Raw genomic sequence first — 13,491 nt, 5'->3', positions numbered from 1 at the left:
CTGACGCGACCTTAGCACCGTGACCGCCCGCCCTGTCGAGGGACGAAGCACCGCGACCGATCGCGTTCAGATCGCGGCGGCGGCGTTGAACGTCCGGATGTCCTCGACCGACAGGAAGTCGGGATTGTTGCCGGAGTGGTATTCGAACCCCTGCTCGACCCGCTCGCCTCGCTCGCCCAGCCCGTTGACCGAGAAGTCCTGATCCACGTGGTGGAAGCGGATGGTCGGGGCGATCACATAGTGATCCGAAAAGGCGTAGGTCAGATGGCTGTCGTCGGCCGGGCACATGATCTCGTGCAGCTTCTCGCCCGGCCGGATGCCGACCACATGGGTAGGCATGCCCGGCGCCATCGCCTCGGCCAGGTCCGAGATGCGCACCGACGGGATCTTGGGCACGAAGATCTCGCCGCCCTGCATCCGGTCGAAGTTCTTCAGAACGAACTCGACGCCCTGCTCCAGGGAGATCCAGAACCGGGTCATGCGCGGGTCGGTGATCGGCAGGCTGCCGGCGCCCTGGGCGATCAACGCCTCAAAGAAGGGCACGACGGATCCGCGCGACCCCACCACGTTGCCGTACCGGACCACCGAGAAGCGTGTCCGCTTGTCGCCCGCGATGTTGTTGGCGGCCACGAACAGCTTGTCGGAACACAGCTTGGTCGCGCCGTACAGATTGATGGGATTGGCCGCCTTGTCCGTCGACAGGGCGATCACCCGGTCCACGTCATTGGCCAGGGCGGCGGCGATGACGTTTTCGGCTCCGTTGACGTTGGTGCGGATGCATTCGGTCGGATTGTACTCGGCCGCCGGCACCTGTTTCATCGCCGCGGCGTGGATCACGAAATCGACCCCGCGCATGGCCTGGGTCATCCGCTCGGCGTCGCGCACGTCGCCCAGGAACCAGCGCATGCAGGGGTCGGTGAAGACCTGCTGCATCTCGAACTGCTTCAGCTCGTCGCGCGAATAGACGATCAGTCGCCTGGGCTTGAAGCGCGCCAGGATGCGCCGGATGTACATCCTGCCAAAGGAGCCGGAGCCCCCAGTGATCAGGATCGACTTGCCATCGAACATCGGCTGTCCCCCGCGCCTACCCGTCGCCCTTTGTGCCCATGCGTCGCGCCTCGGGACAAGCGCATCCCCCATCTCTGATCACACGCTTTCGCGCCGCTGCTGGACGGCCTATCTCTTGACCTGTGATCGACGACCTCTACAGCACCCGCATCCTTCGCCTCGCCGCCGAGATGCCTCACGCCGGCCGACTGGCCGCGCCAGGCGGCACCGGCGAGCGCGTCGCCAAGCTGTGCGGATCGCGCGCCGTGGTCGATGTGGTGCTGAACGGCGACCGGATCGCCGACTTCGCCCAGGAGGTGAAGGCTTGCGCCTTGGGCCAGGCCGCCGCCGGGGTACTGGGCCAGAGCGTCATCGGGGCCACGGTCGATGAGCTGGAACAGGCCCGCGACGCCATGGTCGCCATGCTGAAATCGGGCGGCGACGGGCCCGTCGGCCGGTTCGAGGGCCTGCGCGCCCTGAAACAGGTCGCCGACTATCCGGCCCGCCACGCCTCCACCCTGGTGGCTGTCGAGGCGACCATGGACGCCGTGCGCGAGGCTCAGAGGAAGACCAGCCGAACTCCCATCGCCGGCGCGGCCTGAGCGTCGCGGTTGCCCGGTCCCCACGCATGGGGGATAAGCGCCGCGACCTCCTCCTCCAACCGCCCCGGCCGTCATGTCTGCCTATGAACGCGGCGTTCGCCTGGTCCACCGGACCTACAAGCTGACCCTGTCGCCGTTCTTCGGTCAGTCGTGCCGCTTCCAGCCGACCTGTTCGGACTATGGACGCGACGCCCTGATCCAGCACGGCCCCGTCCGGGGCGGCTGGCTGGCCGCCCGCCGCTTTTGCAAATGCCACCCCTGGGGCGCCTCCGGATACGACCCGGTCCCGCCCGTGAAGACGAACCCATGATCGAACTGAAATTCCCCGACGGCGCCGTCCGTGAATATCCCCAAGGCTCCACGGCCCGCGACGTGGCCGCCTCCATCTCGCCGTCCCTGGCCAAGAAGGCCTTGCTGGCCGAGCTGAACGGCCAGCAGCGCGACATGGGTCGCGAGCTGGAGACCGGCGGCGACTTCCGCCTGATCATGCGCGACGATCCCGAGGCGCTCTACACCATCCGCCACGACTGCGCCCACGTCCTGGCCGAGGCGGTGCAGAACCTGTTCCCCGGAACCCAGGTCACCATCGGCCCGGCGATCGAGGACGGATTCTATTATGATTTCTTCCGCGAGGAGCCCTTCTCGACCGACGACTTCGCCGCCATCGAAAAGGAGATGGGCCGGCTGATCGACCGCGACTCCAAGTTCGAACGCGAGGTCTGGGACCGCGACGAGGCCATCAAATTCTTCGAGGCCAAGGGCGAGAAGTTCAAGGCCGAGCTGATCCGCGATCTGCCCGAGACCGAGACCATCACCCTGTACAAACAGGGCGACTGGATCGACCTGTGCCGGGGACCGCACTTCCCCTCCACGCGCCACGTCGGCAAGGCCTTCAAACTGACCAAGCTCGCCGGCGCCTATTGGCGAGGCGATTCCAAACGCGAACAGCTCCAGCGCATGTACGGCACCGCCTGGGCCACCAAGGAGGACCTCGACGCCTATCTGACCCGCATCGAGGAGGCCGAGAAGCGCGACCACAGGAAGCTGGGTCGCCAGATGGAGCTCTTCCACATGCAGGAAGAGGGCCGAGGCATGGTCTTCTGGCACCCCAAGGGCTGGGTGCTGTGGCAGGTGATCGAGGCCTATATGCGCCGCCGCCTGGACAAGGCCGGCTATGTCGAGGTCAAGACGCCCCAGGTGCTGGATCGCAAGTTCTGGGAGGCGTCCGGCCACTGGGACAAATACCGCCCCAACATGTTCGTCTGCGAGACGGTCGAGGGCGAGACGCTCAGCCTCAAGCCGATGAACTGCCCGGGTCACGTGCAGATTTTCGACCAGGGTCAGCGGTCCTATCGCGAGCTGCCGCTGCGCATGGCCGAGTTCGGCGCCTGCCACCGCTATGAACCGTCGGGCGCCCTGCACGGTCTGATGCGGGTGCGCGGCTTCACCCAGGACGACGCCCACATCTTCTGCCGTGAGGACCAGATCGTTTCTGAGACGGCCGACTTCATCGAGCTGGCTCACAGCGTCCACGCCGATCTGGGCATGCAGACCGCCTACATCAGCCTGGGCACCCGCCCGGAGGTCCGCGCCGGCACGGACGAATTCTGGGACAAGGCCGAGGCCCAGATGGCCGAGGCGGCCCGCGCCGCCGGGACCGAGCCAGTGGTCACCGAGGGCGACGGCGCCTTCTATGCGCCCAAGCTGGATTTCGTGGTCAAGGACGCCATCGGCCGCGAATGGACCTGCGGCACCATCCAGCTGGACTATGTCCTGCCGGAACGGCTGAACGCGGAATATGTCGGCGAGGACGGCGCCAAGCACCGCCCCGTGATGCTGCACCGGGCCATCCTGGGCAGTTTCGAGCGGTTCATCGGCATCATGATCGAGAACTACGCCGGGGCCTTTCCCCTGTGGCTGGCGCCGACCCAGGCGGTGGTGGCGACCATCACCTCCGACGCCGATCCGTACGCGGAGGAGGTCGCGGCCCGGTTCAAGGCCGCCGGCCTGCGCGTCGAGACCGATCTCCGGAACGAGAAGGTCGGCTACAAGGTGCGCGAACACTCGGTCGGCAAGGTGCCGGTCATCGCTGTGGTGGGCCGGAACGAGGCCGAGGCCGGTACGGTCGCCATCCGCCGCCTGGGCAGCCAGGCTCAGACGGTGGTGACGCTGGACGAAGCCATCCGCCTCCTGACCGACGAAGCGACCCCGCCGGACATCAAGCGGGATCGCGCGGCCGGCTAAGGCGCTCGCCCTACAGCCGGTGGGCGCGGCCCCAGAGATTCATCACAACGGCCACGACGGAAGGCCACAACGAACACGACGCGTGCGAAGCGCCGACATGCTGACCGTCGATCCTGAATGCTTATCAGCGCGTCGAGGAAGCTAAAGGCGGCGAACGCCGCCATACCTCCAAGGATCGACTTTGGACGCGATAGACCGACACATGTGCGGTCCCGTCGTGTTCGTTGTGATGAACCCGTTTTGGCAGCGAAGTCAGCTCGGACTGCAGCGTTTGCCCCGCCGTCTGGACCCGCCCCCTCGCCCGCCCCATATGCCGCCTCTCCCAAAGCGACTGACTGAGGCCCCGTGACCGACCTGTCCCCCCGCGAGATCGTATCCGAACTGGACCGCTTCATCGTCGGCCAGGACGACGCCAAGCGCGCCGTGGCCGTGGCCCTGCGCAATCGCTGGCGCAGGAAGCGTGCGCCCGAGGACATCCGCGACGAGATCACGCCCAAGAACATTTTGCTGATCGGCCCCACGGGCGTCGGCAAGACCGAGATCGCGCGGCGGCTGGCCCGGCTGGCCGGGGCGCCCTTCCTCAAGGTCGAGGCCACCAAGTTCACCGAGGTCGGCTATGTCGGCCGCGACGTGGATCAGATCATGCGCGATCTGGTCGAGGCCGCCATGCTGATGGTCCGCGACCAGCGCCGCGCCGGCGTCCGCGCCCAGGCCGAGAAGGCCGCCGAGGACCGCATTCTGGACGCCTTGGTCGGCCCCGGCGCACAGCCGGCTACGCGCGATTCCTTCCGCAAGAAGCTGCGCGCCGGCGAACTTGACGACAAGGAGCTCGAGATCGCCCTGGCAGACACCGCGTCGCCTCTGCAAGGGCTCGACATGCCGGGCCAGGGCGGCGTCGGCATGATCAATATCGGCGAACTGCTGGGCAAGATGGGCGGCGGCCGCACCAAGACGGTCAAGACCACGGTCAAGGCGGCGGTCGATCCCCTGATCGCAGAGGAATCCGACAAGCTGCTGGATCAGGACAGCCTGACCCGCGAGGCCGTCACCCTGGCCGAACAGGAAGGCATCGTCTTCCTGGACGAGATCGACAAGGTCGCCGCCCGGTCAGAGGCGCGCGGCGCCGACGTGTCGCGCGAGGGGGTGCAACGTGACCTGCTGCCCCTGATCGAGGGCACCACCGTCTCGACCAAATACGGGCCGGTGAAGACCGACCATGTGCTGTTCATCGCCTCGGGCGCCTTCCATGTGGCCAAGCCGTCGGACCTGCTGCCCGAGCTTCAGGGCCGCCTGCCGATCCGGGTCGAGCTGAAGGCCCTGACCCGCGACGACTTCCGCCGCATCCTGACTGAGCCCGAGGCCAATCTGATCCGTCAGAACCAGGCCCTGCTGGCCGCCGAGGAGGTGACGCTGGAGTTCAGCCCTGAAGCGGTCGATGCGATGGCCGATGCCGCCGTGGCCGCCAACTCGGCCGTCGAGAACATCGGCGCCCGCCGGCTGCAGACGGTGATGGAGAAGGTGCTGGAGGACATCAGCTTCCGCGCCTCGGACCTGACCGGCCAGACCGTCCGCTTCGACGCCGATCAGGTGCGCGAAAAGGTCGGCGACCTAGCCAAAAACGCTGACCTCAGCCGCTACATTCTCTGATCGAGCAACCGCCCCGGACCGTCAGTAGAATGACGGGTCCATCGCCGGCTGGCGCGCCGGCCCGGGACCGCCCGGAGGCGGTTCGTCGCGGTAGAAGTCGTCGGGGATTTCCTCGCGACGTGGCGGCGGGCCCCGATCCAGCGGCTGGGTCGGCACCGGTCCGCGAACCGCGGGCGCCCGCGGATCGCGCGGGTCGATGGGCGGCTGACCGCCATCGTCGATGATCGGCGGCAGGGGATCGGAGCCGCTGTCGCCCCACAGACTGTTCAGACCCGTTAGTGCGTCGCCGATGACGTCACGCTGCATCCAGCCCTCCGGCGCGGGCGGGCCATTGGGAATGTCCTGAACGTTCAGACGCGGCAGGGCCGCTTCCATGAAGCCCCGCCAGATGGCGGCCGGCGCGGTGCCGCCGGTGACATCTCGCATCGCGGAGTTGTCGTCCTTGCCGACCCAGACGGCGGTGACGAAGCCGCCGGTGTAGCCGACGAACCAGGCGTCCCTGTAGTCCGAGGTGGTGCCGGTCTTGCCTGCGATGTCGCGGCCGCCGATGGCCGCGCCCCGTCCGGTGCCGGAAGTGATCACCCCCCTCAGCATCTGGTTCAGATAATACAGCGGCGGATTCTGAATCACCTGCAGCTGGTCCCGCGCGGCGCGCTGATAGATCACCCGGCCCGCCTCGGTACGGATACGGCTGATGCCGTGCGCCTCAACGCGCTTGCCGCCATTCGCCAGGGCGTCATAGGCCTGGGCCATCTCCAGCGGCGACACCTCGACGGCGCCCAGCGCCATGGACGGCTGCAGCCCGATCTGGGATTCGATGCCCAGGCGCCGCGCGGCGCGGGCCACGCTGTCGCGCCCGACCTGGTCGGCCAGGGCGGCGGCGGTGGTGTTCAGTGACTGCGCCACCGCGTTGGCCAGGGTGGTCGGGCCGGTGTAGCGGCCGTTGTAGTTGCGTGGGGTCCAGCCGCCGATGGTGATCGGCTCGTCCACCACTGGCGTATCCGGGGTGTAGCCGGCCTCCAGCGCCGCCAGATAAACGAAGGGCTTGAAGGCAGAGCCGGCCTGACGCCGCGCGTCGACGGCGCGGTTGAACTGGCTGTCGGCATAAGACGCGCCGCCGATCATGGCCCGCACCCGGCCCTCGCCGTCCAGCGCCACCAGGGCGGCCTCCTCGACCCCCTTGCCGCCGTCGCGTTCGAGGATGCGGTGCACCGACCGCTCCGCGGCGGTCTGCAGCGTCAGGTCCAACGTGGTCTCGACGATCAAGTCCTCGGTCGGTTCGCCGACCAGGCCGCGGATCTCCTTGTCCAGCCAGTCCACGAAATACTGGGCGTGCTGGGTCGCCAGGGTGCGCGACACGCGGACCGGCTCGGTGACGGCCTGATTGCGCTGCTCGGCGGTGATGACGCCCGCCTCTTCCATCTCGTTCAGAACCACCGTGGCGCGGCCGGCGGCGCGCTCGCTTTCGGACACGGGCGAATAGCGGCTGGGCGCCTTGAGCAGCCCCGCCAGCAACGCCGCCTCGCCGACCGTCAGACGGCGCGCCGACTTGTCGAAATAGCGCTGGGACGCCGCCTCGATGCCATAGGCGCCGGCGCCGAAATAGACCCGGTTCAGATACAGGGCGAGAATCTCCTGCTTGGAGAACTTCAGCTCCAGCCAGACCGCCAGCATGATCTCCTGCACCTTGCGGCGCATGGTCTGGTCCGGCGTCAGGAACAGGTTCTTGGCCAGCTGCTGCGAGATGGTCGAACCGCCCTGCACCACCCGTCCGGCGCGCAGGTTGGCGCTCATCGCTCGCGCCATGCCGATCGGGTCGAAGCCGGGATGATAGTAGAACCGGCGGTCCTCGATGGCGATGAAGGCGGCCGGCACATAGTCGGGCAGGCTGTCCAGGTCGGCCGGCGGCGCCTGCTGCGAGCCGCGCACCGAGATCAGGGCGCCGTTCCTGTCCAGATAGGTGATCGAGGGCTGGCGATCGACCTCGTACAGCGCCGAGGTGTCGGGCAAGCCGCGCGCGAACACCGCCAGGAAGACCACCAGGAAGATGGCCAGCCAGACGCCCAGCACGGTTGACCAATACAGAAAGCGGCCGAACGGCGTGCGACCCTTCTTGCCGCCGCCCGACGGCGGCGTCTCCGCCCCGCCTCGCCCCGTTCCCGATCTCGCCATCGACGTCCTCTAAGCCTCAGCCGTTCCTAGACGACCGCGCCCCCGTACGGAATGCCCCGTGATGCAGCGCCCTTGCGCCTGAATGCCGCGTGACTTCCGATCCTCAGCGCCTAACGCCCATCTGCGGCCAAGCCGTGGCGCGCGCCTGACCGATTGGTCATGGTCTGAGGAAGGTCAGCCGGACCGCGCCCGGATCGGCGCCGCGCCGTCCGACAGGCTCTCGTCCAGATAGACCTCCGCCTCCTGGGCCGGCAGGGCGGGCGCATAGCCGAAGCCCTGGCCATAGTGACAGCTGGCCTCCAGCAGCAGCCGCGCCAGATTGGCGTTCTCCACCCCCTCGGCCACCACCTCCAGCGACAGGTCGCGGCCCAGGTTAACCACCGACTTGACGATCTTGGCCGACCCTTCGTCCTCCGCCATGGTCAGCACGAAGTAGCGGTCGATCTTGAGCGTATCGAACGGTAGCTTGGCCAGATAGGCCAGGGACGAAAAGCCGGTGCCGAAGTCGTCCAGGGCCAGCGACGCTCCGGCCTTTCGCAAAGCCGTCAGCACCTGCAGCGCCTTGTCCGGATTGCGCATGATGTCGCTTTCGGTGACCTCCAGCTTCAGGGCGCCCGGCGGCAGGCCGGTCTCCTGGCGGATGCGGCGCACGTCCTCGATCAGGCCGTCGCGCTCCAGCTCGTTGGTCGACAGATTGACGCTGCAGAACAGGGGTCCCGCCGCGGGATGGCGCTTCAGCCATTCCGCCAGCTGGTGCGCCGCGCGCGTCATCATGATCAGGCCCAGCTGGTTCATCAGGCCCATCTCGTCGGCCAGCCGGAGGAACTCGTCGGGCGCCACCAGTCCGCGACGCGGGTGGCGCCAGCGGGCTAGGGCCTCGAAGCCCGCCACCGCGCCGGTGTCCAGATTGACGATGGGCTGGAAGAAGGGCTCGATCTCACCGCGCACGAAGGCGTTTCTTAGGTCCGACTCCAGCGCCAGCCGCGACAGGCTGTCGGTTTCCAGCGCCTGACCATAGCTGGCCACCCCGCCGCGCCCCAGGCTCTTGGCCGAATCCAGCGCCAGCGCGGCGCGGCGCAGCAGTTCCGACGGATCGGGCGCGTCCGGCCCGCCCTCGGCCCGCACCGCGCCGATCGAGACGGTGGGATAGATGTCGAAGCCCGCCACCCTCAGCGGCTGTTCCAGCGCTTCGCGCAGCCGCTCGGCCACTGACAGACCCTCGGCCGCCGGCGCGAACACCGCGAACTCGTCCTCGCCGATGCGGGCCGGCGCGGCGTCGCCGGCGAAGGCGGCGGCCAGGCGCGATCCCAGGGCCGCCAGAACCAGATCGGCCCGTTCCAGCCCCAGGGCCTCGTTCAGCCGACGCAGCCGGTCCAGGTCGGCGACCACCAGATCCCAGTCGCCCGATGTCTCCAAGGCCTCGCCCAGCCGCGCCACAAAGGCTTTGCGGTGATACAGGCCGGTTAACCGGTCGCGGTCGGACGGCGCGAACTTTGCCTCCAGCGCCACCAGGCCCGCCGCCCGCGCCCCGTCCTCCAGCCACACGCCCCGCCACAGACAAGTCTCGGACCCGCGCATCCGCAGGCGCAGGGCGATCTCGGTCCCCTCCTCCTGCGGCTTCAGTATCTTTTCGGCCAGCGCCCGGTCCTGCGGCAGGGTCAGGGCGGTGAAGGCGGCGGCGGAACAGGCGGGGGCCAACGGGGCCAGCCCCAGAGGCTTGGTCGCGCCGGTAAACTGCATCTGATCCTCGGCCGGGCTCCACACCCACAGGGCCGCGTCCGACGCCGCCAGGGCTTCGATCGCAGTGGTCGCATCCCACGCCAGGCTTCTGGACGATCGCCCGTTCACAGCCTGACTGGACCTCCCGACGCGGCCGACGCCGTCAGCGCCGGGAGACCTCCTCCGCGAGAAGGCCGAACAGCAGATGGTCTGCCCAAACGCCGTTAATTTTGAGATAAGCCTTGGCCTCGCCCTCGCGACGAAACCCCGCCTTCTCCAGCACCCGCCGCGATCCGATATTGGCTGGGAGGCAGGCCGCCTCCAGCCGATGCAGTTTCAAGCCGCCGAACGAATGCTCGGCCAGCGCGCGGACCGCCGCCGTCGCATATCCCCGGCCGGTGTGGGTCTGGCCGATCCAGTAGCCGACGGTCCCGGTCTCGGCCACGCCGCGCCGGATGTTGGACAGGGTCACCCCGCCCACCAGACGACCGCCGGCGAAGATGAAGAAGGGATAGGCGTGGCCCAGTTCAATCTCGCGCTGGTAGGCGGTCAGGCGGCGGCGGAAGGCGGTCCGGGTCAGGTCGTCATGGGGCCACAGCGGCTCCCACGGCTGCAGATGGTCACGCGACGCCGCTCTCAGTTGGGACCATTCAGCGAAGTCCCCGGCGCGCGGATGGCGCAGACTGACGCCGGGCCCCTCAAGGACCGTCGTCGCCGTCTCGCCGATCCAGTCCATCAGAGCCATGACAGGAGGATAGCGCGACCGGCTCTGGCGCGCGACATCGAACGCTAGCCGAACAGCGCCTCATGGAATTTCCTCCCCGCTTTGCCCGCCGCGCGCGGGCCCAGCACGGCCGTGGCCGACCGCCCAGGAGCCAGGATGCGGCGGCCGACCGCGCGCACCTCGGACACCGTGACCGCCTCCAGCGCCGCGACCTGATCCTCGGTCGATCGCGGCGCGCCGTGGACTAGAACCTGGGCCGCCAGCCGCCCGGAGCGGGAGGTCAGGCTCTCGTCGGCCATCCACAGCGAGGCCTTTAGCACCGCCTTGGCGCGAGACAGTTCGGCCTCGCTCGGCCCCTTCTCGGCCAGGTCAGCGACCTCTCGCGCCGCCACCTCGGCGAGCCGCTCGGCGCGATCGGCGGCCGACCCGGCGTAGATACCCACCACCCCCGCGTCCTCGCCGGGCTCGGACCAGGCATCAATGGCGTAGGCGAGGCCCAGTCGCTCGCGCGCGCTCTGGAACAGCCGCGAGGCCATGCCGCCGCCCAGGATCTCGCCGAAAATCCTCAATGCCGGCTGATCGGCGTCGGTCCAGGCCACGCCGGGCAGCTGAAACACCAGATTGGCCTGTTCGATGCGGCGGCTCTCGACCGCGTGGCCACCGGTGAAGGTCATGGCCTCGGGCGCGTCGTCGGCGCCGGCCGGCTCGACCCCGAAGGCCGCCTCGCCTCGCTTCATCAGGTCGTCGGCATCGACGGCGCCGGAGACGACCACCACCATTCGCGACGGCTCGTAAAGCCGGCGACGCCATTCCGACAACGCTTCGGCGGCGATCGGCGCCAAGCTGGCTGTCGACCCCAGGATCGGCCGGCCGGCCGGCTGCCCGGCCCAGGCCATGGCCCCCGCCATGTCGAACACGTGGTCGTCGGGCGTGTCGAACGCCTCGGCGATCTCTTGGGCGATGACGTCCTTCTCGCGGGCGATCTCGACCGGGTCCATCATCGGCCGGAACATCAGGTCCGATACGACCTCCAGCGCCGTCGGCAGCGATCCCGCCAGGCCGCGCACCTCGAAGCTTGTGCGTTCGTGGCCGGTGGCGGCGTTGATCGAGCCGCCTTCGGCCTCGATGGCCTCGACGATGGCCTGGGCGTCGCGATCGCCCGCGCCCTTGAACACCATGTGCTCGAGGAAGTGCGACCAACCGGAGCGCGCCTCGTCCTCCCAGCGCGCGCCGCCGCGCACCGCCACGGTCAGGGCGAAGGTCCGCGCGCCGGGTGTCGGATCGGCGACGACGCGGACGCCGTTCGGCAGGGTTGCGATATGGGTCAGGAACCGCTCCGGCTCAGTCGACGGCGAAGCAGGGCGATGTAGAAGCCGAACAGGGCGATCGCTAGTCCGAACCACGTCAGGGCATAGCCGAGGTGATTGTTCGAATAGGCCGCCGGCGGAGCCGAGGGCCGCAGAGCCTGCCAGTCCGGATTGCTGGACGTGGTGGCGAACAGGATCGGCATATCCACCGGCAGCGCGGCCCCCAGCACCTCGGCCATGGCCAGGCGATCGCGGCCATAAAAGCGGTTTCCGCTGGGCGCCGGCGTGAACGGGCTGTTTCCGGGCGGAATCCGCATCTCGACCTCGACGCGCGTGATCTCGTTGGAGGGGCGCACCGGCGGCCGCGCCGAAATCGTATCCGCCACGAAGCCGCGATCGACCAGATAGAGGAACTCAAACCCGGGCGGCTGGCACAGCGAGATCAGCCGCACGCCTGCCTGACCATCCTGGATCGACTGCAATTCGACATAGGGCGCCGTGGCCAGGCCCGGGCAGTCGACGACCGCCTTGCGGAAATCGACCGGCCGCTGATGAAACACCTCGGCAAATGGGCGGGCCGGTTCGGCGGCGCGCGCCTCCGCCTGGGCGATCAGGGCGGTCTTCCAGCCCAGACGCTGCACCTGCCAGATCCCGAGCCCCAACAAGAGCGCCAGCGACAGTCCGCAGGCGGCCGTCAGGCCCAAGGGGAAGCGCCGCCGTTCAGAAGTCGTCATTGCGCACCTCTCGGGCGCGGTTACGGACCTCCAGCCCGATCATCAAACCCTTCGATGGACGCATCAGACCCAGGCAGACGGCGCCCGCCAGCGGAACCCACAGCGTCAGGTGCAGCCAAATTGGCGGCCGCCAGGCGATTTCGGCGAACAGGGCGAGGAAAGCGACCAGCCCCCCGCCGATCAGCATGATGAAGGTGGCCGCGCCGTCGCCGGTGTTGGCCGAGGCCAAATCGTAGCCGCATGTCTCGCAGCGGTCGCGGGGCTTCAGGAACCCCGCGAACAGAGCCCCCCGACCGCAGGCGGGGCAGCGCCCCCTCAGCCCCGCGATCAGGGGCGAGAGGTCAGACGCCTCGGTCAGCCGAAGACCACATAGACGAAGGCGAACAGGAACAGCCAAACCACATCCACGAAATGCCAGTACCAGGCCGCCGCCTCGAAGCCGAAGTGCTTCTGGGGGGTGAAGCCGCCGCGCAGCAGGCGGATCAGACAGACAGTCAGGAAGATGGTCCCGACCAGCACGTGGAAGCCATGGAAACCCGTCGCCATGAAGAAGATCGAGCCGTAGAGGCCCGAATTAATCGCGGCGTCGTTGAAGAACAGGTTTTCGTGCAGAATATGATAATATTCATAGGCTTGGATCGCCGTAAAGAAGGCGCCCAACGCGATGGTCAGGCCCAGGGCGATCTTGGCTTCCTTGCGGTTGCCGATCTGCAGGGCGTGGTGGGCCCAGGTCACGGTGCAGCCCGAAAGCAGCAGGGTGACGGTGTTCAGCAGCGGCAGCGACCACGGATCCAGCACCTCGATCCCCTGCGGCGGCCAGGTCGACCAGGCCGCGGCGGTGTCGGCCCAGGCGCTGACCTGAGGGATGGCCTCGCGCGCATGGTCGAAGATCGCCATCTCGAAGAAGATCCAGAAGAAGGCCGCGAAGAACATGATCTCAGAGGCGATGAACAGGATCATGCCGTAGCGCAGGCCGATCGAGACGACCGGCGTGTGATCGCCCGCCTTGCTCTCCTTGATGACGTCCGACCACCAGCCGAACATCGAGTAGAGCACGCCGGCGAAGCCGGCGAAGAACACCGCCTTCTGCCCGTCGCCCAGGATCGCGCCTAGTGGGGCGTCGGCCGGAGCCAGTCCCTTCATCCACACCACCGCGCCGATCATCATGATCGTGGTGGCGATGGAGGCCACCAGCGGCCAGGGGCTCGGGTCGACAAGGTGATAGTCGTGATGCGGAGCGGCGTGGGCGTCGGCCATGAAGCGGTCTCTGAATTCAGGCGTGAGTCTGGTGGGCT

At 68.2% G+C, this 13,491-nt stretch carries 12 protein-coding genes; 4 read left to right on the top strand and 8 right to left on the bottom strand.

All coding sequences use genetic code 11. The features are described from left to right. Positions 1–66: 66 nt before the first annotated feature. Positions 67–1,068, bottom strand: a complete 1,002-nt coding sequence (pseB, locus tag EES48_RS12200) for a UDP-N-acetylglucosamine 4,6-dehydratase (inverting) (protein ID WP_122467341.1) — start codon at positions 1,066–1,068, stop codon at positions 67–69. Positions 1,069–1,190: 122 nt separating this feature from the next. Between pseB and EES48_RS12195 the strand changes: the two genes are divergently transcribed. The 4 genes from EES48_RS12195 to hslU all read left to right on the top strand — a co-directional run bounded on the left by EES48_RS12195 (position 1,191) and on the right by hslU (position 5,540). Next, positions 1,191–1,649 carry an iron-sulfur cluster assembly scaffold protein gene (locus tag EES48_RS12195; RefSeq protein ID WP_122467336.1) on the top strand — a complete coding sequence of 153 codons (459 nt, stop codon included), beginning with the start codon at positions 1,191–1,193 and terminating at the stop codon, positions 1,647–1,649. Positions 1,650–1,722: 73 nt separating this feature from the next. Continuing rightward, positions 1,723–1,959, top strand: a complete 237-nt coding sequence (gene yidD, locus EES48_RS12190) for a membrane protein insertion efficiency factor YidD (protein ID WP_122467333.1) — start codon at positions 1,723–1,725, stop codon at positions 1,957–1,959. After that, positions 1,956–3,893, top strand: coding sequence for a threonine--tRNA ligase (thrS, locus tag EES48_RS12185; protein WP_122467328.1), 1,938 nt, complete (start codon positions 1,956–1,958; stop codon positions 3,891–3,893). The genes yidD and thrS overlap by 4 nt, the downstream gene beginning before the upstream one ends. 345 nt (positions 3,894–4,238) lie before the next feature. Then, entirely contained in the window at positions 4,239–5,540 is a 1,302-nt protein-coding gene (hslU, locus tag EES48_RS12180; protein ID WP_122467324.1) for an ATP-dependent protease ATPase subunit HslU, read from the top strand. A 21-nt stretch (positions 5,541–5,561) separates the two neighbouring features. On the opposite strand, the gene EES48_RS12175 is transcribed toward hslU, so the two are convergent. From EES48_RS12175 to EES48_RS12145, 7 genes are all read right to left on the bottom strand, one after another. Continuing rightward, entirely contained in the window at positions 5,562–7,712 is a 2,151-nt protein-coding gene (locus EES48_RS12175; RefSeq protein ID WP_240623345.1) for a transglycosylase domain-containing protein, read from the bottom strand. 174 nt (positions 7,713–7,886) lie between these two features. Further along, positions 7,887–9,560: a putative bifunctional diguanylate cyclase/phosphodiesterase gene (locus tag EES48_RS12170; protein ID WP_240623344.1), complete on the bottom strand. Its 1,674-nt coding sequence runs from the start codon at positions 9,558–9,560 to the stop codon at positions 7,887–7,889. A 34-nt stretch (positions 9,561–9,594) separates the two neighbouring features. Beyond that, complete coding sequence (locus EES48_RS12165) at positions 9,595–10,176, bottom strand: GNAT family N-acetyltransferase (protein ID WP_122467320.1); 582 nt, start codon at positions 10,174–10,176, stop codon at positions 9,595–9,597. A 44-nt stretch (positions 10,177–10,220) separates the two neighbouring features. Then, positions 10,221–11,483: a M16 family metallopeptidase gene (locus EES48_RS12160; RefSeq protein WP_162998150.1), complete on the bottom strand. Its 1,263-nt coding sequence runs from the start codon at positions 11,481–11,483 to the stop codon at positions 10,221–10,223. Continuing rightward, the gene (locus EES48_RS12155; protein WP_122467316.1) at positions 11,480–12,196 is read right to left on the bottom strand and encodes an SURF1 family protein; all 717 of its coding nucleotides are present in this window, start codon (positions 12,194–12,196) and stop codon (positions 11,480–11,482) included. Before EES48_RS12155 ends, EES48_RS12160 begins: the two co-directional genes overlap by 4 nt. Beyond that, positions 12,183–12,593 carry a DUF983 domain-containing protein gene (locus EES48_RS12150; protein ID WP_338067385.1) on the bottom strand — a complete coding sequence of 137 codons (411 nt, stop codon included), beginning with the start codon at positions 12,591–12,593 and terminating at the stop codon, positions 12,183–12,185. Before EES48_RS12150 ends, EES48_RS12155 begins: the two co-directional genes overlap by 14 nt. Further along, positions 12,551–13,453 carry a cytochrome c oxidase subunit 3 gene (locus tag EES48_RS12145; RefSeq protein WP_122467311.1) on the bottom strand — a complete coding sequence of 301 codons (903 nt, stop codon included), beginning with the start codon at positions 13,451–13,453 and terminating at the stop codon, positions 12,551–12,553. Before EES48_RS12145 ends, EES48_RS12150 begins: the two co-directional genes overlap by 43 nt. Positions 13,454–13,491 lie beyond the last annotated feature (38 nt).

Origin of the sequence: Brevundimonas lutea (assembly GCF_003704105.1) — a bacterium.
GTDB lineage: Bacteria > Pseudomonadota > Alphaproteobacteria > Caulobacterales > Caulobacteraceae > Brevundimonas > Brevundimonas lutea.
The sequence above is the reverse complement of the archived record's forward strand: the minus strand, read 5'-3'. Positions and strand labels throughout refer to the sequence as shown.

Coding starts and splice junctions, on each gene's coding strand:
- thrS (WP_122467328.1), top strand. CDS start 1,956: ATGATCGAACTGAAATTCCCCGACGGCGCCGTCCGTGAATATCCCCAA.
- EES48_RS12145 (WP_122467311.1), bottom strand. CDS start 13,453: ATGGCCGACGCCCACGCCGCTCCGCATCACGACTATCACCTTGTCGAC.
- EES48_RS12165 (WP_122467320.1), bottom strand. CDS start 10,176: ATGGCTCTGATGGACTGGATCGGCGAGACGGCGACGACGGTCCTTGAG.
- yidD (WP_122467333.1), top strand. CDS start 1,723: ATGTCTGCCTATGAACGCGGCGTTCGCCTGGTCCACCGGACCTACAAG.
- EES48_RS12155 (WP_122467316.1), bottom strand. CDS start 12,196: ATGACGACTTCTGAACGGCGGCGCTTCCCCTTGGGCCTGACGGCCGCC.
- pseB (WP_122467341.1), bottom strand. CDS start 1,068: ATGTTCGATGGCAAGTCGATCCTGATCACTGGGGGCTCCGGCTCCTTT.
- EES48_RS12175 (WP_240623345.1), bottom strand. CDS start 7,712: ATGGCGAGATCGGGAACGGGGCGAGGCGGGGCGGAGACGCCGCCGTCG.